At 71.3% G+C, this 25906-nt stretch carries 21 protein-coding genes; 11 read left to right on the top strand and 10 right to left on the bottom strand.

The features are described from left to right. The 9 genes from ACIBJG_RS27985 to ACIBJG_RS27945 form a co-directional block, all read left to right on the top strand. Nucleotides 1-1622 (top strand): peptidase C14 (locus ACIBJG_RS27985; protein ID WP_399311483.1); only part of this gene is annotated, 1622 nt, incomplete at its 5' end. 42 nt (nucleotides 1623-1664) lie between these two features. Continuing rightward, complete coding sequence (locus ACIBJG_RS27980) at nucleotides 1665-2921, top strand: Gfo/Idh/MocA family protein (protein WP_399311481.1); 1257 nt, start codon at nucleotides 1665-1667, stop codon at nucleotides 2919-2921. A gap of 44 nt (nucleotides 2922-2965) precedes the next feature. Further along, entirely contained in the window at nucleotides 2966-4222 is a 1257-nt protein-coding gene (locus ACIBJG_RS27975; protein ID WP_399311479.1) for an ABC transporter substrate-binding protein, read from the top strand. A 91-nt stretch (nucleotides 4223-4313) separates the two neighbouring features. Further along, nucleotides 4314-5219: a carbohydrate ABC transporter permease gene (locus ACIBJG_RS27970; protein WP_399311478.1), complete on the top strand. Its 906-nt coding sequence runs from the start codon at nucleotides 4314-4316 to the stop codon at nucleotides 5217-5219. 131 nt (nucleotides 5220-5350) lie between these two features. Next, entirely contained in the window at nucleotides 5351-6169 is an 819-nt protein-coding gene (locus tag ACIBJG_RS27965; RefSeq protein WP_399311501.1) for a carbohydrate ABC transporter permease, read from the top strand. Nucleotides 6170-6175: 6 nt separating this feature from the next. Beyond that, entirely contained in the window at nucleotides 6176-7204 is a 1029-nt protein-coding gene (locus ACIBJG_RS27960; RefSeq protein WP_399311476.1) for an NAD-dependent epimerase/dehydratase family protein, read from the top strand. Nucleotides 7205-7212: 8 nt separating this feature from the next. Continuing rightward, nucleotides 7213-8268, top strand: a complete 1056-nt coding sequence (locus ACIBJG_RS27955) for a dihydrodipicolinate synthase family protein (RefSeq protein WP_399311474.1) — start codon at nucleotides 7213-7215, stop codon at nucleotides 8266-8268. Next, a complete protein-coding gene (locus tag ACIBJG_RS27950) occupies nucleotides 8252-9277 on the top strand; it encodes a hydroxyacid dehydrogenase (protein WP_399311472.1) in 1026 nt (341 codons plus the stop codon). The genes ACIBJG_RS27955 and ACIBJG_RS27950 overlap by 17 nt, the downstream gene beginning before the upstream one ends. A gap of 47 nt (nucleotides 9278-9324) precedes the next feature. Next, nucleotides 9325-10173: a fumarylacetoacetate hydrolase family protein gene (locus tag ACIBJG_RS27945; protein WP_399311470.1), complete on the top strand. Its 849-nt coding sequence runs from the start codon at nucleotides 9325-9327 to the stop codon at nucleotides 10171-10173. A 6-nt stretch (nucleotides 10174-10179) separates the two neighbouring features. On the opposite strand, the gene ACIBJG_RS27940 is transcribed toward ACIBJG_RS27945, so the two are convergent. The 5 genes from ACIBJG_RS27940 to ACIBJG_RS27920 form a co-directional block, all read right to left on the bottom strand. After that, on the bottom strand, nucleotides 10180-11880 hold the full coding sequence (locus tag ACIBJG_RS27940; protein ID WP_399311469.1) for a flavin monoamine oxidase family protein: 1701 nt from the start codon (nucleotides 11878-11880) through the stop codon (nucleotides 10180-10182). Nucleotides 11881-11930: 50 nt separating this feature from the next. After that, nucleotides 11931-12728, bottom strand: coding sequence for a carbon-nitrogen hydrolase family protein (locus ACIBJG_RS27935; protein ID WP_399311468.1), 798 nt, complete (start codon nucleotides 12726-12728; stop codon nucleotides 11931-11933). A 150-nt stretch (nucleotides 12729-12878) separates the two neighbouring features. Then, complete coding sequence (locus ACIBJG_RS27930) at nucleotides 12879-13334, bottom strand: Lrp/AsnC family transcriptional regulator (protein ID WP_018103925.1); 456 nt, start codon at nucleotides 13332-13334, stop codon at nucleotides 12879-12881. 147 nt (nucleotides 13335-13481) lie between these two features. Beyond that, nucleotides 13482-14939 (bottom strand): aldehyde dehydrogenase family protein, encoded by a 1458-nt coding sequence (locus ACIBJG_RS27925; RefSeq protein WP_399311465.1) that lies wholly within the window; start codon nucleotides 14937-14939, stop codon nucleotides 13482-13484. A gap of 195 nt (nucleotides 14940-15134) precedes the next feature. Further along, on the bottom strand, nucleotides 15135-16601 hold the full coding sequence (locus ACIBJG_RS27920) for a GuaB1 family IMP dehydrogenase-related protein (protein ID WP_399311464.1): 1467 nt from the start codon (nucleotides 16599-16601) through the stop codon (nucleotides 15135-15137). Between the two features lie 307 nt (nucleotides 16602-16908). On the opposite strand from ACIBJG_RS27920, the gene ACIBJG_RS27915 reads away from it, so the two are divergent. Beyond that, entirely contained in the window at nucleotides 16909-17931 is a 1023-nt protein-coding gene (locus ACIBJG_RS27915) for a terpene cyclase (RefSeq protein ID WP_399311462.1), read from the top strand. Between the two features lie 88 nt (nucleotides 17932-18019). Here ACIBJG_RS27915 and ACIBJG_RS27910 read toward each other — a convergent pair whose 3' ends face one another. The 4 genes from ACIBJG_RS27910 to fmt all read right to left on the bottom strand — a co-directional run bounded on the left by ACIBJG_RS27910 (nucleotide 18020) and on the right by fmt (nucleotide 22455). After that, nucleotides 18020-19036: a sugar-binding domain-containing protein gene (locus ACIBJG_RS27910; protein WP_326666780.1), complete on the bottom strand. Its 1017-nt coding sequence runs from the start codon at nucleotides 19034-19036 to the stop codon at nucleotides 18020-18022. Between the two features lie 164 nt (nucleotides 19037-19200). Beyond that, complete coding sequence (rpe, locus tag ACIBJG_RS27905) at nucleotides 19201-19884, bottom strand: ribulose-phosphate 3-epimerase (RefSeq protein ID WP_399311461.1); 684 nt, start codon at nucleotides 19882-19884, stop codon at nucleotides 19201-19203. Between the two features lie 122 nt (nucleotides 19885-20006). Beyond that, nucleotides 20007-21440, bottom strand: coding sequence for an RsmB/NOP family class I SAM-dependent RNA methyltransferase (locus ACIBJG_RS27900; protein ID WP_399311458.1), 1434 nt, complete (start codon nucleotides 21438-21440; stop codon nucleotides 20007-20009). Nucleotides 21441-21522: 82 nt separating this feature from the next. Beyond that, nucleotides 21523-22455, bottom strand: coding sequence for a methionyl-tRNA formyltransferase (gene fmt / locus ACIBJG_RS27895; RefSeq protein WP_399311456.1), 933 nt, complete (start codon nucleotides 22453-22455; stop codon nucleotides 21523-21525). Nucleotides 22456-22696: 241 nt separating this feature from the next. On the opposite strand from fmt, the gene ACIBJG_RS27890 reads away from it, so the two are divergent. Continuing rightward, complete coding sequence (locus tag ACIBJG_RS27890) at nucleotides 22697-23242, top strand: hypothetical protein (protein ID WP_399311454.1); 546 nt, start codon at nucleotides 22697-22699, stop codon at nucleotides 23240-23242. A 511-nt stretch (nucleotides 23243-23753) separates the two neighbouring features. On the opposite strand, the gene ACIBJG_RS27885 is transcribed toward ACIBJG_RS27890, so the two are convergent. Continuing rightward, nucleotides 23754-25904 carry a primosomal protein N' gene (locus ACIBJG_RS27885; RefSeq protein WP_399311452.1) on the bottom strand — a complete coding sequence of 717 codons (2151 nt, stop codon included), beginning with the start codon at nucleotides 25902-25904 and terminating at the stop codon, nucleotides 23754-23756. Nucleotides 25905-25906: the final 2 nt, after the last annotated feature.

Raw genomic sequence — 25906 nt, 5'->3', positions numbered from 1 at the left:
ACCACATCCACACCACCGGCATCGAGAAGAACACCCACGACAACCCCTTCGGCGCCGTCCTCTCCTTCCGCGGCACCCCCACCGACACCACCGTCGAACACACCCTGAGCGCGGCGATGCCGGACCTCTCGGACCTCTTCGAGGTGGGCGACGCGTCGAAGTTCGCCGTGGGGCAGTGGTGGGCCGTGGAGATCAACGCCCTGGCGGGGAAGTACGAGAGGGAGATCCAGCGCCTGGTCCAGGTCACCGACGTCGTCGATCCGGCGCACATCCGGGTCAACTACCAGATCGGCTGGGACCTGGCGGCCGGGCGAACCCTGACCTGGACCCGGGTCGAGCCCGTCGAGCGGGCCCACGTCCGCAACATGGTCTTCGAGGGCTGGGGCGAGGACGAGATGACCGGCTCGCACCCGGTCGCGTACGAGTACGCGGTGCGCTGCGACGTCTCCGGCATCGAGGCCATGGGCACCTTCTGGCCGGTGGTGATGCGCCGCTGGTGCACGTACTACCGCACCGAGCAGTGCTCGCTCACCAACCCGAAGTCCGTCACCTACGGCGGCGCGGGCTATCTCACCCAGCAGATCTACTGTCTGTACGGGCACGTGGAGGACTGTCACACCTCCAACGCCCGTCACCTCAACGACTTCACGGCCTCGGCCTACTGCTACGTCACCAACTGTCACGGCGACGGTGACGACGAGGGCCCATTCGTGACGCACGGCCAGTTCGAGCACGACCTCGTCTACACCGGCAACTCCGGCCTGATGACGTTCGCCAACTCCGGCGCGGCCTGGGGCGGCCGGGCCAAACGGATCACCGTGCGCCGGCACGCCTGCTCCTGGTTCGTCGCCCGCGTCAAGATCACCGATCTGACGCTGGAGGACGTCCTGGTCGTCGGCAAGGAGTCCCTGGCCGGTTCCGGGATGCTCTGGGTCAACGCCGACGGAGTGCAGCTGCGGGGCTGTACGGCCACCGGTCCGCTGATCGTCTCCCGGGCCTCGGACCTCTCCGCCCGCCCCAATGTCATCGCCGACTCCTCGTTCGCCTTCGCGGCGGGCGCGGAGGTCACCCAGGCAGGCGTCACCGTCCCGCTCACCCTCCAGCGCACCACGCTGAAGGGCGTCGACGGCGCGGCGTTCAACGGTACCGGGGCGCTCGTCGTCGACCAGTGCACCCTGACCGGCTCCAAGGACACCGCCCCCGTCTCGCTCGCCCACGCCGACATCACCGTCCTCGGCGGCGAACTCCGCGACACCGGGCTCAAGCTGACCTCGGCCAAGGACCAGCGCCTGCGCATCGACGGCACGCGGCTGTCCGGCACCAACAAGGACGGCGCCCTGCTCGCCCGTACCGGCTCCGGGCGCACCGTCGACTGGCAGCTCAGCGGCCTCGACTCGACCGCACCCAAGGGCACCGCCCATGTGCTGGTCACCGAGGGCACCAACCGCTACCGGGCCACCGGCTGCACGTTCACCGGCGGCCGGCTCGAACTGCGGCCCGCGGCCTTCGGCGCCACCGGTCATCTGCTGCACACCGGCTGCGTCGAGGACGGCACCGAACGCACCGCACTGCCGGACGAGGACGACCGCGTCGCCCACACCGCGGCCACGCTCCGCTTCTGACCACCCCGTTCATCAGGCACCACCGAGCACCAGGGATTCCCCGTGTCCACGCATACCCCGATCACCGGCCGGCCCGTGCGGGTCGCCCTCGTCGGCGCGGGCAACCGCGGTCTGACGTACGCCGAGTGGATCAAGGCACACCCCGAGCGCGCCGAACTCGTCGCCGTCGCCGATCCGCGTCCCGCCGCGCGGGCCGCCGCCGGTGCGCCCGTCGAGTTCGACGACTGGCGGCCCCTCGCCGAGAGCCGGATCGCGGACGCCGTGATCGTCGCCACCCAGGACCGCTTCCATGTGGAGCCGGTGCTGGCCCTGGCCGAAGCCGGTTACGCGATCCTCGCCGAGAAGCCCCTCGCCCCGACCGAGGAGGAGACCCGGCGGATCGTCGAGGGGGTGGAGCGGGCCGGGGTCCTGTTCGCGGTGTGCCACGTCATGCGGTACACCCCGTACACCGACCTGGTGAAGGGGGTCGTGGACTCCGGAGTGCTCGGGCAGTTGGTCTCCATCGACCATCTTGAGCCCGTCGGCTGGTGGCACTACGCCCACAGCTATGTGCGCGGACCGTGGCGCAGCGAGAAGGACTCGTCCCCAATGCTGCTCGCCAAGTCCTGTCACGACCTGGACTGGATCACGTACGTCATGGGCGGCCGGATCGAGCAGGTCACCGGTTTCGGCGGGCTGAAGCACTTCCGGCCCGAGAACGCCCCGGCCGGGTCCGCCGACCGCTGCCTGGACTGTGCGGTCGAGCACGACTGCCCGTACAGCGCGCTGAAGCTGTACATGCCGACGCTGCGCGACAAGGGCGCGGTCTGGCCGGTCACGCATGTCACCGAGGCGACGGACGAGGCCGGTCTCGTCGCTGCGCTGCGCGAGGGTCCTTACGGGGTCTGCGCCTACCGCGGCGACAACGACGTGGTCGACCACCAGGTGCTCGCCATGCAGCTGACCGACGGGGTGACCGCGACCTTCCAGATGGTGGCGTTCACCGAGCAGACGCACCGTCAGACCCGGATCTTCGGTTCGCACGGCTGGCTGGTCGGTGACGGCGAGCGGGTCACGGTGCAGGACTTCCGTACCGGCGAGTCGGCCGTCCACGAACTCGGCGCGTCCGGGTCGAACGCCGCCGACGGGCACGGCGGCGGGGACGCCGCGCTCGTCGAGGCGTTCGTCACCGCCGTCGCCACCGGTGACGCCGGGGCCGTCCGCTCCGGCCCCGCCACCTCGCTCGGCAGTCATCTCGCGGCGTTCGCCGCCGAACGTGCCCGGCACACCGGCACCGTCCAGACGGTCCCGGCGCAGTGACTACTTCTTCCCGAACCGCCCTCACGTCCTCGGAGGACCCCCTCATGTCCCGTCTCCTCACCCGTCGTTCCAGAGTCCGCGCCCTGGCCGTTCCCGTCATGGCCACCGCGCTCGCCGCCGGTGTGCTGGCCGGCTGCTCCGGCAGCGGCGACGACGGCAACACCGTCACCATGTGGACCTACCCGGTCATCTTCGACGAGGCCAAGAACAAGGCGTACTGGGACGGTCTGGTCAAGGCCTTCGAGAAGGAGCACGCGGGTGTCACGGTGAAGGTGGAGACCTTCCCGTGGGCCAACCGCGACACCGCTCTGGCCACGGCCATCGCCTCGGGCAAGGGCCCGGACGCGGTCTATCTGATCCCGGACCAGCTGCCCAAGTACGCCAAGAGCATCGTCCCGGCCGACGACTACATGCCGGCCGACGCCAAGTCCGACTACACGGACTTCGCCCTGAAGTCCGTCACGGTCGACGGCACGGCGCTCGCCACCCCGATCCTGACCAGCGCCAACCCGCTGATCTGCGACAAGCGCGTGTTCGCCGCCATCGGCGAGAAGACCTACCCGACGAGCTGGGCGGACCTGGAGGCACTGGCCCCGAAGCTGAAGGAGAAGGGCTACTACGCCACCAGCTACAGCGGTGACACCCAGCAGACGCTGAACATGACCTTCTACCCGCTGCTGTGGCAGGCCGGTGGCGACGTCTTCTCCGAGGACGGCAAGAACGTCACCTTCAACGACGCCGCCGGCGTCAAGGCGCTGACGTACCTGAAGAAGCTCGTCGACGGCGGCTACACGGACAAGGACCTGGTCACGACCACGCCCAAGCTGGAGCAGACCCCGACCGCCAAGGGCAAGGTGGCCTGTACGTGGCAGAACACCACGGCGGACGTCGAGCCTTTCTGGGGCAAGGAGAACATCGTCGTCCAGCCGCCGCTGAAGGACACCGCGTCGGTCGGCTACGGCACCGTGGGCGCGCTCTCGATGCTCAAGGGCGCCGACAAGAAGAACACCGGCGACTGGCTGAACTTCGTCGCCGAGTCGAAGAACGCGGCCGGCCTCCAGAAGGCCGCGGGCTTCTTCCCGGCCCGCAAGTCCGGCGGCGACCTGTACCCCGGCGATGCGCTCCAGAGCGCCGTCGGCGCCACGCTGCCGAGCATGGACGTGGGCCCGCTGCAGGACAAGGCCCGCGAGGTCCAGGGCATGCTCGCGCCGGAGATCCAGGCGGCGCTGCTCGGTAAGAAGAGCCCGCAGGACGCGCTGGACGCCGCGCAGAAGGCCGCGCAGGCGATGCTCGGCCGCTGACCGTCCTTTCGCGGGGCCGGACTCCGGCCCCGCCCCCTCGGGGGTACTCCCCCGACCTCCCGCAATTCCCCCGCACCGCAAGGAGATCCCCGTGGCAGTCGTCGCGGAACCCACCCGCCGGGGCCGTCGCAGCGGGCCGCAGGCGCGCCGCGAGGCCCGGATCGGCCTGCTCTTCGTCCTTCCGTGTTTTCTGCTGTTCCTCGCCTTCCGGTTCGGTCCGGGCGTCGCCGGTGTGCTGATGAGCTTCACCGACTACTCCCTCACCGGCGGCGGCAGCTTCATCGGGCTCGACAACTTCACCCGCCTGTGGGCCGACCCGCTGTTCTGGCAGGCGCTGAAGGTCACCGTCCTCTACACGGCGCTCGCCGTACCGGGCACGCTCATCGCGTCGGTGTCCCTGGCGCTGATCACGCGGCGCGCGTTCCGCGGGGCCAAGTTCTTCCGTTCGGTGTTCTTCCTGCCGGTCGTCACCTCGCTGGTGCTGGCCGCGACCGTCTTCGTGTGGATCTTCTCGACCGGCGGCCCGTGGTCCAGCCTGATGGGCTGGTTCGGGATGTCCGAGGGCTCCTGGCTCTCCGACGACGTGCTGGTGCTGCCCGCGCTCGCCATCGTCGGCGTCTGGTCCCGCTTCGGGTACGGGATGCTCATCCTGCTCGCCCGGATGCAGGACATCCCGCGCGAGCTGGAGGAGGCCGCCCTCACCGACGGGGCCGGGCCCTGGCAGCGGTTCCGGTACATCGTGCTGCCGCAGCTCAAGCCGGCGTTGTTCTTCCTCGCGGTGATCGAGACGACGGCGTCGTTCCAGGTCTTCGACGCCGTCTACACCATGACGGGCGGCGGCCCCGCCAACGCCAGCTACACGCTCGTCTTCCAGCTCTACGACGCGGGCTTCAAGTACTTCGACCTGGGTTACGCCTCCGCCATCGGTGTCGCGCTCTTCGTGCTGACCGTGGTGGTCGCCGTGATCCAGCGGCTCGTGATCGGGAAGGACCAGTGACCATGACCGCGGCACCCACAGAGACGAAGACCCAGCCCCCCGGCCGGACGCCCGCGCCCCGGGACCGGGCCGAACACCGGGCCGCGCGCAGACTGCGCAAGCTCTCCGAGCAGGACACCGTCCCGTACGGCATGCGCTCCACCCGGACCGGCCGGATCGCGCGCGGCGTGCTGCTGACGGTCGCCGCGCTCGTGACGGTGTTCCCGTTCTACGCGATGGTCGTGCTCTCCCTGAAACCGTCCGCCGCGGTCGACTTCCCCGGAAGCCTGCTGCCGTGGCCGATCACCGGCGAGGCGTACGACACCGTCATGGGCGCCCAGGACGTGCCGCGCTGGCTGCTGAACACGCTGGTCTACTCGGTCGTCTCGGTCGTCGGTGTGCTGCTGCTCGCCTCCCTCGCCGGGTACGCCTTCGCCAAGAAGCGCTTCCCGGGCCGGGAGACGATGTTCTGGTCGTTCCTGTCGATGGTGATGGTCCCGTACCACGTCACGATGATCCCGACGTTCGCGATGATCGCGAAGCTCGGCGGCGTGGACACGTACTGGGGTCTGATCGTGCCGACCCTGGCCAACGCCCAGGCGGTCTTCCTGATGCGGCAGTTCATCCAGGGGCTGCCGGACGAACTGTTCGAGGCGGCCCGGCTGGACGGCTGCAACGAGTGGCAGATCTTCTACCGGATCGTGCTGCCGCTGCTGAAGCCGATCCTCGCCACGCTCGGGGTGTTCGTCTTCCTGTGGCACTGGAACGACTTCCTGTGGCCGCTGGTCATCGGCCAGTCCACCGACATGCGCACCCTCACCGTCGGCATCGCCTCGCTCCAGCAGCAGAACGTGCCGCTCAACGTGGTGCTCTCCGGCTCCGTCATCGCGTTCGTGCCCATCTTCGCCGCGTACATGGTGGGCCAGCGCTACTTCACCGAGGGCGTCACCGCGTCCGGAATCAAGGGATAGCCGCACATGTTCACCGATGTGGCCGCACTCGAAGAGCGGCTCGCCACCCCCTCCCTCGCGCTCGTCGCCGATCTCGCCCGTCTCGAAGGCGATCTGCTGGTGCTCGGCGCGGGCGGCAAGATGGGCCCCAGTCTGTGCCGGCTGGCCCGCCGGGCGCTGGACGCCGCGGGCCGCGGGGACGTGACCGTGTACGCGGTCTCCCGCTGGTCCGACAAGGCCGCCGCCGCAGAACTCGAGGCGGCAGGGGTCCGGACCGTCGCCTTCGACCTGATGGACCCGGCCGCCGATCTGGCCGAACTGCCAGACGCCGGCAACGTCGTCTTCATGGTCGGCGCCAAGTTCGGTTCCGCCGGGGCTCCTTCGCACGCCTGGGCGGTGAACGCCGCGATGCCGGACAGGGTGGCGGCGCGCTGGTCGGGGGCGCGGATCGCCGCGTTCTCCACCGGCAACGTGTATCCGCTGGTGCCCGTCTCCTCCGGCGGCTGCACCGAGACGGACCCGGTCGGACCGGTCGGCGAGTACGCGATGTCGTGCCTGGGACGGGAGCGGATCTTCGCCCACGCGGCGCTGACCCGTGGCACCAGGGTCGCCAACATCCGCCTCAACTACGCGGTCGACCTGCGCTACGGCGTCCTCGCCGACATCGCGTACCGGGTCCTGGCAGGCGAGCCCGTCGACATCACGACCGGTCATGCCAACGTGGTCTGGCAGGGGTACGCCAACGAGGTCGCCCTGCGCTCCCTGCCGCACGCCTCCGACGGCGAGCCGTTCACCCTCAACCTCACGGGTCCCGAGACCGCGTCGGTGCGCCGGATCGCCCAGTGGTTCGGCGAGGAGTTCGACCGTGAGCCGGTGCTCGCCGGTACGGAGGCACCCACCGCGCTGCTCTCCGACGCGAGCCGCTGCCACGCCCTGTTCGGCTACCCGGACGTCGCGCTGCGCACCCTCGTCGAATGGCAGGCCGACTGGCTGCGGCGCGGGCTGCCGCTGTCCGGCAAGCCCACCAAGTTCCAGGTACGTGACGGAAGGTTCTGATCCACTCCATGTCCACTCCCTCCCTCCTGTCCACACCCGCACTGGACCTGCTCGCCCAGGGCGCGGCCATCCCCGCCCATCCGCTCGCGCTGCACGCGGACGGCACGTTCGACGAGCGCCGTCAGCGGGCGCTGACCCGGTACTACCTGGCCTCGGGCGCCGGCGGCGCGGCCGTCGCCGTGCACACCACCCAGTTCGAGATCCGCGAGCGGGAGGTGGGCCTGTTCCGGCCCGTGCTGGAGCTCGCCGCCGCGACGATCGACGCCGAGGCCGGCCGCCCGTTCGTGAAGGTCGCCGGTGCCTGCGGCTACACCGCTCAGGCGGTCGCCGAGGCCGAGACGGCCGCCGCGCTCGGCTACGACGCGGTGCTGCTCAGCCCGGCCGTGCCCGGAGCGGACGAGAAGGGGCTGCTGGAGCGGGCGCGGGCGGTCGGCGAGGTGCTTCCCGTGATCGGCTTCTACCTCCAGGAGGCCGTCGGCGGGCGGTACTTGTCGCCCGGCTTCTGGTCGGCGTTCACCGACCTGCCGCACACGGTCGCCGTGAAGATCGCCCCGTTCGACCGGTACCGCACCGCCGATGTCGTCCGGGCGGTGGCCGCCGCGGACCGGGCCGACGAGGTGGCGCTGTACACGGGCAACGACGACGACATCATCGGCGATCTGCTCACGCCGTACGAGACGGCCGCGGGCACCCCGCGCTGGTTCGCGGGCGGGCTGCTCGGCCAGTGGGCGGTGTGGACGGGTTCGGCCGTGACGCTGCTCGACGATGTCCGCCGGGCCCGTGCCGGGGACCACGCGGCGATGGTCCGCTGCCTGGCCCGCCGCTCCGAGCTCACCGACGCCAACAGTGCGGTCTTCGACGTCCGCGGCGCCTTCCGGGGCTGCATCGCCGGGGTGCACGAAGTACTGCGCCGCCAGGGCCTGTTGGCGAACATCCGCTGCCTGGACCCGGCCGAGACGCTCTCCCCCGGACAGTCCGACGAGATCACCCGGGTCGCCGAGTCCTACCCTTGGCTGACCGATGACGCCTTCGTTGCGGAGCACCTCGATGCCTGGCTCTCCTGAACCCGCCGACCGCTCCTCACGGGTCGTCGTCGCCGTACCACCGGGCCTGCGCGCCCAGTTCTTCACCGCCGAGGTGTGGCAGGAGCTGGAGCGGGCGGCCGAACTCACCGTCATCGACGAGCACTCCGACCGGGCGGCGGTCGCGGCCGCGCTGCCCGGGGCCCGCGCGCTGATCACCGCCTGGCGGGCGCCGAAGGTGGACGCGGAACTGCTGGCCCACGCGGACCGGCTGGAGCTGGTGGCGCACACCGGTTCGGCGGTCGCCCCCTATGTCACCGAGGACGTGTTCCGGCGCGGCATCCTGGTCACCCAGGCCGGAGACGAGATGGCCCGCCCGGTCGCCGAGGTGGCGCTCGCCTTCACGCTGTCGCTGCTCCACCGCATCCATCGCTTCGACCATGCGCTGCGCGGCGGGCTGGGGTGGTCGGCGGCGAGCCAGGCGCCGCCGCGCCACGAGATCCACGGCAGCGAGATCGGGGTGATCGGCGCGTCGCGCACCGGCCGCGCCTACATCCGGCTGGTGCAGGCGATGGGGGCGCGGGTGAGTGTCACCGACCCGTTCCTCTCCGAGGTCGAGGCCGCCTCGCTCGGCGTGACGCCCGTATCGCTGGAGACGCTGCTCTCGCACAGCCGGATCGTGGCCGTGCACGCCCCGGTCACCGAGGAGACCCACAGGATGATCGGCGCCGCGCAGCTGGCGCTGATGCCGGACGGGGCGGGCCTCGTGAACACCGCCCGGTCGTGGCTCGTCGACGAGGACGCGCTCCTCGCCGAACTGGCCACGGGCCGGCTCGACGCGGCGATCGACGTCTTCGACGCCGAGCCGCTGCCGGTGGACCACCCCTTCCGCGCGCTGCCGAACGTGCTGCTCACCCCGCACCAGGCGGCGGGGAGCGTCGAGTGCCGGCAGCGGCTGGGCACCAGCGCCGTCAACGAGGTGGTGCGGCTGCTCGCCGGACGTCCGCCGGTCCACGCCGTCACCGCCGAAGCCCTCACCCGTCTGCACTGAACCCGAACGCCCTGCCCCACCCGTACCCGTCAGGAGATTCCACCGCCATGCGACTGATGCGCATCGGCGAGCCGGGCCATGAGCGCCCGGTCGCCGTCTGCCCCGAGGGCCGCCACTACGACCTGTCAGGCATCACCGATGACATCGACGGCGCCTTCCTCACCGCGCTGGCCGACCAACCGCACCTGATCCCCGCCGAGCCGAAGCTCCCGGAAATCGACATCACCGGGCAGCGCGTCGGCGCCCCGGTCGCCCGGCCCTCCGCGCTCCTGTGCATCGGGCAGAACTACGCGGCCCATGCCGCCGAGTCCGGATCCGAACCGCCGGAGCAGCCGATCCTCTTCTACAAGTCGCCGAACACGGTGGTCGGACCGTACGACGACGTCCTCATTCCGCGCGGTTCGAAGAAGACCGACTGGGAGGTGGAGCTGGCGGTCGTGATCGGCCGCCGCGCCTCCTATCTGGACTCCCCCGCCGACGCCGCCGCCCACATCGCCGGCTACGCGGTCAGCAACGACGTGTCCGAGCGGGCCTTCCAGCTGGAGGAGTCGGGCGGTCAGTGGTCCAAGGGCAAGAGCTGCGCGACCTTCAACCCACTGGGCCCGGTCCTGGTGACGGCCGACGAGGCGGGCGATCCGCAGCAGTTGCGGCTGCGCAGCTTCGTCAACGGTGAGCCCCGCCAGGACTCCTCCACCGCGGACATGATCTTCAGCGTGGCGCACCTGGTGCACCACCTGTCGCAGTACCTCGTGCTGGAGCCCGGCGACATCATCAACACCGGTACGCCGCAGGGCGTGGCCCTGTCCGGACGCTTCCCGTACCTGGGGCCGGGCGATGTGATGGAGGTGGAGATCTCGGGTCTGGGCCGGCAGCGCAGCGCCTGCCGGCCCGCGTAACCGGTCTCAGTCCTCCGGGAGTTCGACCGGGGCGATCTCGTCGAAGAGGTCGCCGGGGCCGGGGTTGGTGCCGTCGGTCGCACCGCCGAACTGGGTCATCACGCCCCAGACGGCGTTCAGCGCGGTCTGCACGGCTCCCTCGGCCCAGCCGGCGGTCCAGGAGATGTCGTCGCCCGCCAGGAACAGCCCCCGCTTGTCGGCGGGCAGCCGGTCCTGCATGAAGTGGGTGAACAGCCGCCGCTGGTAGCGGTAGTGGCCGGGCAGGTTCGCCTTGAACGCGCCCATGAAGTACGGCTCGTTCTCCCAGGACACCGTCACCGGGTTGCCGATGATGTGCCCCCGGATGTCCACGTTCGGATAGATCTCGCCGAGCGACTTCAGCATGACGTCCATGCGCTCGGTCGCGGACAGCGGCAGCCACTTCAGACTGTCGTCGCACCAGGTGTACGAGAGGCAGATGCTCGCCGGCCGGTCCGGGCCGTCGTCGAGGAGGTACGTGCCCCGCGTCATCCGGTCGGTCAGCGTCATCGACATGGCATCGCGCCCGGTGGTCTCGTCCTCGTCCAGCCAGAACGGCCGGTCGACGGGGACGAACAGCTTGGAGGACTCCATGTAGTGGGTGCGCTCCATCGCCGTCCAGTGGTCGATCGGGAAGAGCGAGTCGTCGCAGGCGATCTTGGAGAGCAGCAGCCAGGACTGTCCGGTGAAGACGGCCGCCCGGAAGGTACGGATGTCGCCGGTGGCGTCGGTGACGGTGATCCGATTCCCGGCGGTGCGGTTCAGCCGGGTCACCGCTCCGCGCGGCTCGCCGTCGTGCAGGGAGGCCAGCGAGGTGCCGAGCGGCCAGTGGACGATCTTCTGCGGTTCGCGTTCCCACAGGCGCAGCGGAAGCTGCTGGCTGCCGCCGACGATGGAGCGGTGGTGGTCGTCCGCCTCGGTGTAGACGACGCGGAGGATCTCCAGGATGGAGTTGGGGAAGTCGGTGTCCCAGCCGCCGGTGCCGAAGCCGACCTGGCCGAAGATCTCGCGGTGGCGGAACGACTTGAAGGCGTCGGAGTCGCAGAGGAAGCCGTAGAAGGTCTGGTTGTCGAGCTTCTCGACGAGCCGGGCCCAGATCTCCCGGATCCTCGGCACGTCGCGCTCGCGCATCGCCCGGTTCATGTCGGAGAAGTCGGCGCCCTCCTCCAGACAGGCGTTCCAGGCGTCCATGACATCGCGGTAGACCTGCGGGAGGTCGTCGATGGTGCGGGCGTAGTGCGACTCGCCCTTCAGGTCGACGACCGTCGAGGGGGTGACCGGGGAGAGCGGGTTGGGGAAGGGCTTCGTCTCCAGTCCGACCAGGTCGATGTAGTGCTGAAGCGCGGTCGAGGACGGCGGGAAGCGCATCGCGCCCATCTCGGCGGTGAGCGGTTCGCCGTCCGTGGTGCAGCCGTCGAACTCGACGGTGCGCAGCCGTCCGCCGATGCGGTCCGCCTCGTAGACGACGGGCTTGAGCCCCATCTTCATCAGCTCGTAGGCGGTGACGATGCCGGAGAGCCCGCCGCCGATGACGGCCACCTCGCTGCCGTGCTCGGTCGCCGGTATCTGCCCGATGCCGGCGGGGTGCGCGAGGAAGTCGTCGTACGCGTAGGGGAAGTCCGGCCCGAACATGGTGATCGGCGGGGCTGCGTCGGTGTGCGGGACGGCCGGGGGCACCGTGGACGTCATGAGGTACGGACTCCTTGCGGGAAACAGGTGGGGTGAGCGGGGCGGCGTACTCAGACGAGGGAGCCGTACAGGCCGGGGCGGCGGTCGCGGAGGTAGGGGTTGCCCGCCCGGGAAGCGGTCAGGAGGCCGGGGTCGACATCGCCGATGACGAGTTCCTCGCCCCGTCCGGCGCGGGCGCGGACCGTGCCGTCGGGGCCGGCGAGGCCGCTCAGGCCGACAAACTCGAAGGGGCCCTCAGTGCCGGTCCGGTTGGCGTAGGCGACGTAGAGCTGGTTCTCGAAGGCGCGGACCGGGACGACGGACTCCGCGACGAACGGGTAGGGGTGCATCAGCGCGGTCGGTACCAGCAGCAGATCGGTGCCGGCGAGGGCGTGCGCCCGTACGTTCTCCGGGAACTCGACGTCGTAGCAGATCAGGAGGCCGATGCGGATGCCGTCGAGCTCGGCCTGGACGACCGGCCGGTCACCCGGGGTGAACCACTTCTCCTCGAAGTCGCCGAAGAGATGGGTCTTGCGGTAGTTGGCGAGGGCGGTCCCGTCGGGCCCGATGAGCTGCGCGGCGTTGTACAGGACCTCGCCGTCGCGTTCGGGGTAGCCGTAGTGGACGGCGATCCTGTGCCTTTCGGCGATCCCGGCGACGGCTCGGGCCGCGGGTCCGTCGGCGGCCTCGGCCAGGTGGGGCACCTCGTCCCCGATCGCGTACCCGGTCAGGAACATCTCGGGGCAGACGAGCAGCCGGGCGCCGGCCGCCGCGGCGCGCGTGGCGGCGCTCTCCAGCGCCTCGATGTTCCGGGCCACCGAGCCCGGGCATCCGGAGCTCTGGAGCAGGGCGGTGCGCAACGGCGGCATGGCTGACCTCGGACGATACGGGTGGGAGGGGACGTACTGACGGTACGTTCCGCGATTCCCCCCGGACAAGGCGCGACCGTTGCGCACCTACCGTCGATCCGTTGCGCGGGATCGGTGGGGTGCGGCGATTCGTTGCGCGACGCTCGGGTTCTACCCCGGCGACCCCGACGAGTACCGCCGCAACAGCGGCGAAAGCACCAGCACGGATTTCGTCCGCTCGACGTACGGTTCGCCCGCGATCCGCTCCAGCACCTGCTCGAAGTGGCGCATGTCCGCCGCGAACACCTGGACGAGCGCGTCGGCGTCCCCCGTGACCGTGGACGCCGAGGCGACCTCCGGGTAGCGGGCGAGCCCCTGCTTGATGGACTCGGGTGAGGTGTTGCGGCTGCAGTAGATCTCGATGTACCCCTCGGTCTCCCAGCCGAGCGCCGCCGGATCCACCCGGACGGTGAACCCCGTGATCGCGCCCTCGGCCCGCAGCCGGTCCACGCGGCGTTTCACCGCGGGTGCGGAGAGCCCGATGATCGAGCCGATGTCGGCGTAGGAGCGGCGGGCGTCTTCGGCCAGCGCGTGGACGATGCGTTCGTCGAGGTCGTTCAGTCGCACGTCGTACGGGTCACTTCTCTGCGATGGCGAGGGCCTTGGGGCGGCCGGGGCACGGCTGTTCCGGGGGCGGCGGTGCCGCCCCCGGAAGTAGACCACGTGCCCGCCCGGCAGGGCGCGCTCAGCGCAGGTGGCGCCGGATGGAAGGGCTCAGAAGGGGAACTGCGAGCGTCCGTGCTGGACGGAGATCCACTTCTGGGTGGTGAATGCCTCCAGCATGGAGTCCCCGTTCAGCCGTCCGAGCCCGGAGTTCTTCTCGCCGCCGAAGGGGACGATGGGCTCGTCGTGGACGGTGCCGTCGTTGATGTGGATCATGCCGGTACGGATGCGCTGCCCGATCCGGACGCCGCGCTCGATGTTGGCGGTGTGTACGGCGCCGCTCAGCCCGTACGGGGTGTCGTTGGCGATCCGGACGGCTTCGTCCTCGCCGTCGAACGGCACGAGGAGGGCGACCGGGCCGAAGATCTCCTGGGAGAGCACGGGGGAATCGGGCGCCAGCCCGGTGAGGACGGAGGGGCTGACGACGTTCCCCTCGGCCCGTCCGTGCAGCAGCGCCGTCGCGCCGGCCTCGACGGTCTGGTCGACGAGGGTGGAGATGGCCTCGGCCTGGGTCGAGTTGATCAGCGGGCCGATCTGGGTCGCCGGGTCGGCCGGGTCGCCGACGCGCAGGGAGGCGACCTTCGCGACGAACTTCTCGGTGAACTCCTGCTCCACCGCGCGGTCGACGAGGATCCGGTTGGCGGCCATGCAGACCTGCCCCTGGTGCACATACCGGCTGAACACGGCCGCGTCGACGGCGTAGTCGACATCGGCGTCGTCGAGCACGATCAACGCGCTGTTGCCGCCGAGTTCGAGCACGGAGCGCTTGAGGTTCGCCGCGCACACCGTCGCCACGTGCCGTCCGACCTTGTCGGAGCCGGTGAAGGAGATGACCTGCGGTATGGGGTGCTCCAGCAGTGCGTCACCGATCTCCGCGATGTCGGTGACGACGACGTTCAGCAGACCGGCCGGCAGCCCGGCGTCCTCGAACACCTTGGCCACCAGGGTGCCGCCGCAGACCGGCGTGTTCTGGTGCGGCTTGAGCACCACGGCGTTGCCCAGCGCCAGGGCCGGAGCCACGGACTTCAGGGACAGCAGGAACGGGAAGTTGAAGGGGCTGATGACTCCGACCACGCCGACCGGCACCCGGTAGACGCGATTCTCCTTGCCCGGGGTGGGCGAGGGCAGGATCTGCCCGGTGGAACGCAGCGCGAGCTGGATCGCCTCGCGCAGGAACTCCTTGGCCAGGTGCAGTTCGAAGGCCGCCTTCAGGCGGGTGCCGCCAAGCTCGGCGACGATCGCGTCACCGATCTCGTCCTCGCGCTCCTCGACGACCCGCAGGGCCTTCTCCAGCACCGCACGCCGGGCGTACGGGTTGGTGTCCGCCCACGCCTGCTGGGCGGTCTCGGCCGCGCGGTAGGCCTGGTCCACCTCCTCGGCCGTGGCGACCGTGATGGAGGCGAGCTTCTCCCCGTCGAACGGGTTGAAGTCGATGATGTCCCAGGACCCCTTGCCCGGCCTCCACTCGCCGTCGATGTACTGATGGGCCAGGTCAGTGAAGAAGGACATGAGATCCCTTACCGCAGAGTGGCGGGCAGCTGAGTGGGATTCATATTACTTATTTTTCAACAGAGTTGGTATGGATCTCAGCCCGCCCCATGTGTCGTTTCCGGCCATGTCCCGGCCTCCGCTGCCCGGAAAACACCCGTGCCCCTCCCGGCTGCGAACAGCCGGAAGGGGCACGGTCGGTGCGAGGGTGCGGGATCAGCTCCAGCTGGCGTGCAGCGGCTTGCCCTCCGCGTATCCGGCGGCGCTCTGCACACCGACGACCGCCTTCTCGGCGAACTCCGCGAGGGAGCCCGCACCGGCGTAGGTGCAGGAGGAACGGACGCCCGCGATGATCGAGTCGACCAGGTCCTCGACGCCGGGACGGGACGGGTCCAGGAACATCCGCGAGGTGGAGATGCCCTCCTCGAACAGCGCCTTGCGTGCCCGGTCGTACGCCGACTCGTCGGACGTACGGTTCTTCACGGCGCGCGCGGACGCCATGCCGAAGGACTCCTTGTAGAAGCGGCCGTCGGCGGACTGCTGGAGGTCGCCGGGCGACTCGTACGTCCCGGCGAACCAGGAGCCGATCATCACGTTGGAGGCGCCGGCGGCGAGTGCCATGGCCACGTCGCGCGGGTGGCGGACGCCGCCGTCGGCCCACACGTGCTTGCCGTACTTCTTCGCCTCGGCGGCACACTCCAGGACGGCGGAGAACTGCGGCCGGCCCACTCCGGTCATCATCCGGGTGGTGCACATGGCGCCGGGCCCGACACCGACCTTGATGATGTCCGCGCCGGCCTCGATGAGGTCGCGCACCCCCTCGGCGGCGACGATGTTGCCGGCGACGATCGGCACCTGCGGATCCAGCGCCCGGACGGCGCGTACGGCGCTGATCATGGACTCCTGATGGCCGTGCGCGGTGTCGACGACGAGGGTGTCGGCGCCGGCGTCGAGGAGCTGCTTGGCCTTGCCCGCCACGTCGCCGTTGATCCCGACGGCGGCTGCGATCCGCAGCCTGCCCGCCGCGTCGGTGGCGGGCGTGTAGAGAGTGGCGCGCAGTGCGGCCTTACGGGTGAGGATGCCGACGAGCCGGCCGTCCGCGTCGACCGCGGGGGCGAGCTTGCGGTTGGCGCCGTCCAGCTTGTTGAAGGCGTCGCGCGGGTCGATGTCCGCGTCGAGCAGCACCAGGTCCTTCGACATGACCTCGGAGAGCTGCGTGAAACGGTCGACGCCGGTCAGATCGTGGTCGGTGACCACACCGACGGGACGCCGCTCGTCGTCGACGACGACCCCGGCACCGTGGGCGCGCTTGGGCAGCAGGGACAGGGCGTCGGCCACCGTCTGGCCGGGGGTCAGCACGATGGGGGTGTCGAGCACGAGGTGGCGCGTTTTCACCCAGCTGATGACCTCGGTGACGACCTCGATCGGGATGTCCTGCGGAATGACGACGATCCCACCCCGACGGGCGATGGTTTCGGCCATCCGGCGGCCCGCGATGGCCGTCATGTTCGCGACGACGAGCGGGATGGTGGTGCCGGTGCCGTCGGGCGAGGAGAGGTCGACCCCCTGGCGGGATCCGACCGCCGACCTGCCCGGAACCATGAAGACGTCGTCGTACGTGAGGTCGTACGGGACGGAGGGGGACTCTGTGTATCGACCGGTGCCGGGCTCAAGAAAACGCATAACACTCATTTTTTCATACGAAATGGCGCAGGTCGCTTCCACGAAGACACAGCAAATGACTCCCGCCTTCGTGTGTTCCTCCAAGGAACAGGATCGGGAGTCCCGGGCAAGTGGAACCTGCCTTGCCCGCAGACCTTACCCGAGGGGCGCCGGAATCATTCGTGATCACCGTCTCTGGACCTGGTGACTTGGGGTCAGGTAGCTTCAAACGCGCAGGTCCCGCGGGTCACCAGACACCCCGGAGCATCAAGGCGGTGCGTCTGCAACTCCCGCCACACGTACGACCGGAGAGGATGACGACCCGCCCGTGGAGCACGAACTGCCGGACATCTACTGCCCGTTCCCCCAGCGGACGAACCCGCACGTCGGGCACGTACGGGAGCACCTCGACAGCTGGACCCGCAACACCGGCCTGGTACACCGGGATTCAGCCAGGGATCGCTTCGAGCAGGCGGACTTCGGAGCCTTCGTCGGCATGGTCTATCCGACCGCCGGCCGCGAGAACCTGGACCTTGTCGCCGACTGGTTCGTCTGGCTGTTTCTCGTCGACGACCAACTGGACGACGGACACCTGGGCCGCAGTCCGGACCGCGTACGCGACGTCGTCGCGCTGATGCAGTCCGTGGTGGAGGGCACCGGCACAGGCGCCCTGGCGAACGAGCGGCTGCCGGCCGCGGTCGTCGCCCTCACCGACCTGTGGGAACGCACGACACCGGCCGCCGCGGCCCACTGGCGGGCGCGCTTCGCCTGGCACCTGATCACCTATCTCACGACGGCCACCACCTGGGAGGCCGGGAACCGTGCGGACGGCGTGGTCCCGTCCGAGGCGACGTACATCGAGAAGCGCCGCCACACGGGCGCGATACACGTCTGCATGGACCTGATAGAGATCGTGGCCGGCATAGAGGCGCCCGAGTCGATCCATAACGACCCACGCTTCATCACCGCGCTCGAAGCCTCGTGCAACGTCGTGTGCTGGGCCAACGACGTGTACTCGTACGAGAAGGAACAGGTGCTCGGCGAGATCCACAACCTCGTCCACCTCGTCCGCCACCATCGCGGTTTCGGCAAGGAGCAGGCGCTGGAACACGTCTGCGCGGAGATAGCCACGGAGACCGAACGCTTCCGCACCGCGGAGGCCGAGCTGCTGGCCGCTCACCCGCAGCTCACCTGGATGCTGGAGCCGTATCTGGACGGGATGCGGAGCTGGATGCGCGGGAACCTCGACTGGTCCCGGCAGACGCCGCGCTACAACCCGGCCGACGTCAGCCAGTACAAGGAGCCCGAGCAGTATCTGGAGGCCACGGTCCTGGGCGTCGGGCAGGACTGACCGGGCACGGCCGGGGGGGGGGGGGGGGGGCGGGGGGGGGGGGGGGGGTGCACCACCCCCCCCCCCCCCCTTCCGTCACCCTCCGGGCTCACTCCCCGTCAGGGTCGGCACGCTCCAGTGCGGGCCGGCGCGGCGCGGCCGAGTCCGTCAGCAGGTAGTCGGCCGCCGCGGTGTCCGTCACCAGGCTGGTGACGAGGCCGGACCGCAGTACGGCTCCGATCGCCGCGGCCTTGCGCTGCCCGCCGGCGATCGCCACCACCTCGGGGATCCGGCGCAGCCGGTCCGCCTCGACCGTGATGCAGCGCTCGCCCAGGTCCCGGCCGACCCGCCGCCCGTCCGAGTCGAAGAGGTGGGCCGACATCTCGGCGGCGACGCCGAGCGAGGCGTAGTGCTCACGCTCCTCGTCGGAGAGCATGTCGTGGACGGTGGAGATCCCGGGTTCCCAGGAACCGATGGAGACGGCCGCGACCGTCACCTTGTCGAAGTACTCGAAGGCGCGGGCGATCCCCGTCTGGTGGCGCAGCGCGGCGGCCGTCGCCGGGTCGGGGAGCAGCATCGGGGCATAGATCGGGTGGGCCTCGCCGCCGGACACCTGCGCGGCCCGCCGCACGGCCTCGACCGAGCCGCGCTCGGCCGTTCCCGCGTCGTACACCCCGGTGAGCTGCACGACCGTGCACGGCGGCAGCCGGTCCAGGGCCGCTGCCATGTGGATGGTGGACCGCCCCCAGGCGAGCCCGAGCACATCGCCCTCGTTCACCAGTTCGCCGAGCAGGTCGGCCGCGACCTCGCCCAGGTTCTCCGGGTCGGCGGCGTCGTCCTGCTCCTCGGCCGGGGATTCGACGACGACCGCGTGGCGCAGCCCGTAGCGGGCACGGAGCGCGTCGGAGCGCTCGGCGTCCAGCTCCGCGGGGACGCGGATCTCGATCCGTACGAGGTCACGTTCCAGAGCCGTCTCCAGGACCCGGGCCACCTTGAAGCGGCTGACGCCGAACTCCTCGGCGATCTGGATCTTGGATTTGCCCTCGAGGTAGAAGCGGCGGGCCATGGCCGCCGCCTGCACCAGCTCCGCGGGCCCCATCCGCAGGGCGGACCGGCCCGCCGACATTGCAGACACCGCGTTCTCCTCACTGCTGTTCACGCTCTCGATACGCCGTTCATCCTGTCAGATACGGCGATCCTTGATCGGTCCCGTCGGACCGCGTTCATCTGCACTTGGCCCGGCCGACCTGCAATCGGGGGCCGGAGGGGGTGCCTGCGCCGTCATCGGCGTCAGTGGCCGCACGCCCAACCCGCCGAGGCGATGGCCCCGTCGGCCTTGGCGCGCAGGGCCCGGACGGCATCGGCCGGGTCCTTGGCGCCGTACACGGCGGAACCCGCGACGAAGACGTCCGCCCCGGCCTCCGCGCACCGTTCGATCGTGGACTCGGAGACGCCGCCGTCGACCTGGAGCCACAGTTCGAGGCCGTGCCTGGAGATCAGGTCACGGGTGCGGCGGATCTTCGGCAGCATGATGTCGAGGAAGGCCTGGCCCCCGAATCCCGGTTCCACCGTCATGATCAGCAGCATGTCGAGCTCGGGGAGCAGATCCTCGTACGGCTCGATGGGCGTCGCCGGCCTGAGCGCCATGGATGCGCGGGCGCCCTTGGCCCGGATCTCCCGCGCGAGCCGGACGGGGGCCGCCGCGGCCTCCGCGTGGAAGGTGACGGATCCCGCCCCCGCCTCGACGTACTGCGGGGCCCAGCGGTCCGCGTCCTCGATCATCAGATGGCAGTCCAGCGGCGTGCTGGTGGCCCTGCTGAGCGATTCCACGATCGGGACGCCGAGCGTCAGATTGGGCACGAAGTGGTTGTCCATGACATCGACATGGAGCCAGTCGGCACCTTCGACGGCCTGCGCCTCCTCGGCGAGACGTGCGAAGTCGGCGGAAAGAATGCTGGGGTTGATCTGGGCCATGGGGCCAAGCCTGCCATGTTCCGGGGCAGTTCCCCGCTTCGGTGCGCTCCAAAGCCTCACGGGATCATTACAGTTCGCACATTCCCGGCTTTTTCGCCCCCGGCCCAGGTCCCCCGGGGCGATCAGGCGGTTCGCCGCAGCAGCGCCAGGTACATCGCGTCCGTACCGTGCAGGTGCGGCCAGAGCTGGACGTCCGGCCCGTCACCCAGGGCGGGTACCCCGGGCATCAGCGGCCGGGCGTCCACCCACTCGGCCTCGACAGGGGCGCCGCCGTGGCCCTTGAGTACGTCCTCGACGACCACCCGGGTCTCCGCCAGGTGCGGCGAGCACGTCGCGTATCCGACGACGCCGCCGATCCGGACGGCCTTCAGCGCCTCGCGCAGCAGTCCGCGCTGGAGAGGCGCGAAGCTCTCCAGGTCCTCCTTGCGGCGGCGCCAGCGGGCCTCCGGCCGGCGGCGCAGCGCGCCGAGGCCCGAGCACGGGACGTCCATCAGGATCCGGTCGAAGGTGTCGGGCAGCCACGGCGGGCGGGTGCCGTCTGCGGTGATCACCTGGTACGGGCCGGGGTTGCCGGCCAGCGAGCGCTCGACGAGGCGGGCCCGGTGCGGTTGCTTCTCGGCGGCCAGCAGGGCGGCGCCCCGGCCGGCGGCGAGGGCGGCCAGCAGGGCGGCCTTGCCCCCGGGGCCGGCGCAGCCGTCGAGCCAGCGGGTGTCGCTGCCTTCCAGCGGGGCGTTGGCGAGAGCGGCGGCGACGAGCTGACTGCCCTCGTCCTGGACACCGGCCCTGCCTTCCTGCACGGCGGTCAGGGCGCCGGGCTCGCCGCCCTCGGCCATCCGCACGGCGTAGGGGGACCAGCGGCCCGGGAGGCCGTTCTCCTCGCCGAGGGCGTCGAGAAGTTCCTCGGTGGTGGAGCGCCCGGGGCGGGCGACCAGGGTGACCTCGGGCCGCTCGTTGTCGGCTTCGAGCAGGTCCTCGATCCCCGCGCGGCCGCCGCCCAGCGCGTCCCAGAGCGCCGAGACGACCCATCGCGGATGCGAGTGCACGATCGCGAGGTGGTCCTCGGCGTCGTCCTCGTAGGAGGGGGCGACCCGCGCCACCCAGCCGTCGAGGTCGTCGGCCGACACCTTGCGCAGGACGGCGTTGACGAACTTGGCACGCCCCTCGCCGAGCACCACCCGGGCCAGCTCCACGCTCGCGGAGACGGCGGCGTGGGTCGGGATGCGGGTGCCGAGCAGCTGGTGCACACCCATGTTCAGGACGTCCAGGACGGGCGGGTCGACCTCGCGCAGCGGCCGGTCGATGCAGGCCGCGACGATCGCGTCGTACGTCCCCTGGCGGCGCAGCGTCCCGTAGACCAGCTCGGTCGCGAGCGCCGCGTCCCGGTTGTCGAAGTCGCCCTTGGCCCTGGCCTTCTTCAGCAGCGGGGGGAGGGCGAGGTTGGCGTACGCGTCGCGTTCGTCGACGGCCCTGAGGGCCTCGAAGGCGAGGAACCGGACCGCGTCCTTCTGCGGACGGCGGTGCGGCTTGGCGGGACGGCGACGCGGCTGGTCGTTCACGTGAAAGGTGCTCCGCTGATGGTGAGGGGGCGAACCGTCCCAGCCTACGTCCCCGGCCCGGCCCGCCGGTCCGCGCGGGCCGTCAGCTGCCCACGAGCTCGCCGGGGACGATGCGCACCCCACGCGCCCAGTCCGCGGCACGCATCGGCTTCTTGCCCTGCGGCTGGACCCAGAGCAGCTCGATCGCGTGCGATCCGGTGCCCACGTACACGTTGTTCTTGGCCACAGCGAGCTCGCCGGGCGCCAGATCGGCCCGGTCCACGACGGGCACGGCCTGGATCAGCTTGAGGCGCTCCCCGCGGAAGAGGGTCCACGCCCCGGGGGCGGGGGTGCAGCCGCGGACCACCCGGTCGACGCGCAGCGCGGGCGCCGACCACTGGATCCGCGCGTCCTCGACGCTGATCTTCGGTGCGAGGGTGATCCCCTCGGCGGGCTGCGGCACGGCGTGCAGGGTGCCGTCCTCGATGCCGTCCATCGTCGCGGCGAGCAGCCCGGCGCCGGCGAAGGCCAGCCGGGTCAGCAGATCACCGCTGGTGTCGGTGGGCCGCACCTCTTCGGTGAGGACGCCGTAGACCGGTCCGGAGTCGAGCCCCTCCTCGATGAGGAAGGTGGACGCCCCCGTCACCTCGTCGCCCGCCATGACGGAGTGCTGGACGGGCGCGGCGCCGCGCCATGCGGGCAGCAGCGAGAAGTGAAGGTTGACCCAGCCGCGCGCGGGGACGTCGAGTGCCGCCTTGGGCAGCAGTGCCCCGTAAGCGACGACGGGGCAGCAGTCCGGCGCGATCTCCCGGAGCCGGGCCAGGAAGTCCTCGTCCCGCGGCCTGGCCGGCTTGAGCACCTCGATGCCGGCCTCCTCCGCCCGCTGTGCGACCGGACTGGCCACCAGCCGGCGGCCGCGCCCGGCGGGCGCGTCGGGCCTGGTCACGACGGCGGCCACGTCATGACGGCCGGAGGCGATCAGGGCGTCCAGTGCGGGTACGGCTACCTCGGGGGTGCCTGCGAAGACGAGCTTCATGGGTGGCTGACTGCCTCTCAGGCCGAAACGTTACGGTGACGAGCAACGCACAAGTCTATGGTCCCGGAGGCCGGGAGGGCGCTGGGGGGCGTACGCACGCTCGCGCGCCCCTTGTATATGCATATGCGCCCCCTGAGCGTGACCAGATCCCCCGGTGAAGCGTTGGTCAAGAGAGATTGACCGAAGCGAGCCGCCCTGGTGCGGCCCGATCCCTTTCAACGCCGGTTCGAGAGGCTTCTTCATGGCCGACCACGCAACCCACGACGCCCAAGCGCGGGCCAGCCTGCATCTTCTGGTGCGGGACATCGAGCGGGTTCGGCGGCAGGTGGACGCGCTGCGCACACTCACCGCCCAACTGGGCAACGTCTACCGTCCGCGCCGCTCCGGCCCTTCCGCGGGCTTCGTCGTCTACGGCAGGGCCCCGGCCCCCACCGTCAGGCTGGCGCAGGAACTGCGGGACAGCGTCGAGACCCTGGTCACGGCGGCGGTGGACTTCGACCGTTCGCTGGGCTTCTCCTGGGACGCCGTGGGCTCCGCGCTCGGAGTCACCAAGCAGGCCGTCCACCGCCGCTACGGCGCACGGCGTGCCGCTCCCCAGCCGGTGACGGCCGAGGGTTCGGCCGAGGTCGTGGCGCAGCGTCCGGTGCCGGTGGTACCCGGGTCCCCCGCTCCCGCCCTGCCCACCGTCCCGGCCGCGCGCACGATGCCGCCGCAGCCGTCGGCGGAGCGTCCGCCACTGCGCGAGGATCTGCGCCCGGGTGCCTTCCCGGGCCCGCGCAACGGCTGACCCTCCGGGACCGGGTGCGGGGTTCCTTGGCGCGGGGTTCCGTCCTCAATCGCCGGACAGGCTTGTGTGCGGGTCCCCCGCGGGGTGCGCGTCACGTCCGGTGGGTGGGGGTGGGGGCCCTCCGGGGAGACTCCTCAAAAATGGCGTGTGCACCCGACGACGAACCTGTACCCGGGTCGTACGCCATTTTCTGCGGGGACTCCCCTGCACGCCCCCACCCACTCTCACCTGCGTCTGCACACCGGCCATACGACCGCCGCAGACGCACGGCGGCCGGGTCCGGGGGCGTGCAGGGGAGTCCCCGCAGGACGACGAACATCGACCCGGGTCCGCTGCGTACCCGCCGAACGTTCGTCGTCCGAGGAGACGCCCCGGAGGGACCCCGGACCCCCACCCACCGGGGTAAGGCGCCTCGCAACGCGGAGCACCCGCACACACCAAGCCCGTCCGGCGATTGAGGACAAGAACCCGCGCCCCAGAACCCCGCACCAAGGGCAGGCGCAGCCCACCGTCAGCCGATATCCGGCGGGTCCACCCGAATCCGCACCGCGCCCGAGGCGCCCGCGCCCCGGGACATCCGCGCGGCCTGTGCCCCCTTCAGCGCGGCCGCCAGCGCCGCCCCGCTGCCCGGTGGCACCCTGATCAGGGCCCGTTCCCAGGACTCGCCGACAGGCGCGTCCGAGGGGCGGCGGGGTCGTCCGGGCTCGCCGCCCGCGACCGGCACGGGGCCGAGCACCTGGGCGTCCGGCGGCAGCTGCGCGGCGGCGAGGAACGCGGCGAGCGCCTCGGCCGTTCCCGTCACCGACGCCATCCGGGACACCGGCGGAAAACCCAGCTCGGCCCGGTCCGCGAGCTCGCGCCGGGCGTGTCCGACCGGGTCCCAGCGGACCAGGGCCTGCACCGGCCGTAGCGTGGGCTCGGCAACGATCACCACCGTGCCGCCCTCCGGCTGCCCCCGTACCAGCGCGGCGGCGGCCGTCCAGCGGCGCAGGGCCTCCTCACCGGCCCGCAGGTCGGGGCGGCCGACCATCGCCCAACCGTCCAGCAGCAGCGCCGCCGCGTATCCGCCCTCGGCCACCGGCTCGGCGCCCGGGGTGCTGACCACCAGCGCGGGCTGGTCGGGCACCGAGTCCAGGATGTGGTCGCGGCCGGAGGTCCGTACCGGCACGGCGGGAAAGGCCCGGCCGAGCTCCTCCGCGGTCCGGCGGGCGCCGACGATCTGGGCCCGCAGACGGCGGCCGCCGCAGGCGGCACAGTGCCACGATGTCTCGGCCCGCCCGCACCAGGCGCAGTTCAGGTCCTGCTGGTCGGGCGCCTCCAGCGGCCCGGCGCAGTGCCGGCACCGTGCGGGCTCCCGGCAGCGCTCGCAGGCCAGCCGGGGGGCGTAGCCGCGGCGCGGCACCTGCACCAGCACCGGCCCGGTACGCAGCCCGTCGCGCACGGTCTGCCAGGCCAGACTCGGCAGCCGGGCCTGCCGTGCGGCGCCGTCCCGCGCGAGTTCACCGTCTCCGACGGTGCGGACCAGGGGCGCCGCGATCCGCAACTGCTCCCGGTCCGCGCGCAGCGGCAGCGCCCAGCCGCTCTCGACCAGCTGTGCGGCCTCCACGGTGCAGCTCGTGCCGCCGAGCAGGAAGGCGCACCGGCCGTGCGCCGCCCGCAGCTCCAGGACCTCTCGGACGTGCGGGAAGGGGGCGTTGTCATCGCTGTGGCTGGAGTCCCCGTCGTCCCAGATCGCGACCAGGCCGAGATCGGCGACGGGCGCGAACATCGCAGCCCGGGTCCCGACGACCGCCCGGACGGCTCCGCGGCTCACGGCGAGCCACTCCCGGTAGCGCTTCTCCGGTCCCGAACCTGCCGTCAGAGTGGCGTGGCGGCCCTCGCCGAGCAGTCCAGTCAGGGCGGCGTCGACGCGCCCTGCGGTCCGCCCGTCGGGGACGACGACCAGCGCGCCGCGTCCCGAGGCGAGGGTCGCGGCGACGGCGGCGGCGATCTCCTGCGGCCAGTGCGGTCCCGGCAGCGCGGTCCACACCGCTCGGGGCGCTCCTCCGTCGGCCAGCGCGGACAGGAAGGCCGGGCCCTGCGCGTACCGCTGCCAGGTACCGGGCTCCGGCGGCGGGGGCGGGGGCAGCGGCTCCGGCGACGGCTTGGCCTCGGCCCGGGCGTTCCTCGGCGGCACCGCGAGCTGAAGGACGTCCGCGAGGCTGCCCGCGTACCGGTCGGCGACGGCGCGCGCGAGGGAGAGCAGCTCCGGACCGAGGACCGGTTCGGGCGAGACGACGGAGGCGAGCGCGGCCAGCGCCCCGCTGTAGTCGGACTCGGCAAGCCGCTCGACCAGGAATCCGTCGATGAGTCCGCCGCCCTCGCGGCGCCCGCCCCGGACGTTGCGCCCCCCGGCCCCGAAGCGCACCCGCACCCGCACACCGGGCTGCGCCTGGGCGTCGAGCTCCTCGGGCACGGCGTAGTCGAAGTACTGATCGAGGTGGAGCGCCCCCTTGTTGACCAGCACACGGGCGACGGGAAGCTCCTTGGCGAGCGCGGACCCACGCCAGGTCCGCGGTTTGGCGCGCGGCACCTCGGCCCGGCGCACGGTCTCCCGGATCAGCGCAAGCTGCTCCGGTGCCCCGGCGTCGGGCTCGTCGGACCGCTTGTCTTCGCTGCTCACAG

Source organism: Streptomyces sp. NPDC050422 (genome assembly GCF_044458665.1).
GTDB lineage: Bacteria > Actinomycetota > Actinomycetes > Streptomycetales > Streptomycetaceae > Streptomyces.
This window is presented reverse-complemented; position numbering and strand designations above follow the sequence as displayed.

Excerpts from the sequence above, each read along its gene's own strand:
- ACIBJG_RS27975 (WP_399311479.1), top strand. The coding sequence starts at position 2,966 with ATGTCCCGTCTCCTCACCCGTCGTTCCAGAGTCCGCGCCCTGGCCGTT.
- ACIBJG_RS27965 (WP_399311501.1), top strand. The coding sequence starts at position 5,351 with ATGCGCTCCACCCGGACCGGCCGGATCGCGCGCGGCGTGCTGCTGACG.
- ACIBJG_RS27960 (WP_399311476.1), top strand. The coding sequence starts at position 6,176 with ATGTTCACCGATGTGGCCGCACTCGAAGAGCGGCTCGCCACCCCCTCC.
- ACIBJG_RS27955 (WP_399311474.1), top strand. The coding sequence starts at position 7,213 with ATGTCCACTCCCTCCCTCCTGTCCACACCCGCACTGGACCTGCTCGCC.
- ACIBJG_RS27950 (WP_399311472.1), top strand. The coding sequence starts at position 8,252 with ATGCCTGGCTCTCCTGAACCCGCCGACCGCTCCTCACGGGTCGTCGTC.
- ACIBJG_RS27945 (WP_399311470.1), top strand. The coding sequence starts at position 9,325 with ATGCGACTGATGCGCATCGGCGAGCCGGGCCATGAGCGCCCGGTCGCC.
- ACIBJG_RS27940 (WP_399311469.1), bottom strand. The coding sequence starts at position 11,880 with ATGACGTCCACGGTGCCCCCGGCCGTCCCGCACACCGACGCAGCCCCG.
- ACIBJG_RS27935 (WP_399311468.1), bottom strand. The coding sequence starts at position 12,728 with ATGCCGCCGTTGCGCACCGCCCTGCTCCAGAGCTCCGGATGCCCGGGC.
- ACIBJG_RS27925 (WP_399311465.1), bottom strand. The coding sequence starts at position 14,939 with ATGTCCTTCTTCACTGACCTGGCCCATCAGTACATCGACGGCGAGTGG.
- ACIBJG_RS27920 (WP_399311464.1), bottom strand. The coding sequence starts at position 16,601 with ATGCGTTTTCTTGAGCCCGGCACCGGTCGATACACAGAGTCCCCCTCC.
- ACIBJG_RS27910 (WP_326666780.1), bottom strand. The coding sequence starts at position 19,036 with ATGTCGGCGGGCCGGTCCGCCCTGCGGATGGGGCCCGCGGAGCTGGTG.
- rpe (WP_399311461.1), bottom strand. The coding sequence starts at position 19,884 with ATGGCCCAGATCAACCCCAGCATTCTTTCCGCCGACTTCGCACGTCTC.
- fmt (WP_399311456.1), bottom strand. The coding sequence starts at position 22,455 with ATGAAGCTCGTCTTCGCAGGCACCCCCGAGGTAGCCGTACCCGCACTG.
- ACIBJG_RS27890 (WP_399311454.1), top strand. The coding sequence starts at position 22,697 with ATGGCCGACCACGCAACCCACGACGCCCAAGCGCGGGCCAGCCTGCAT.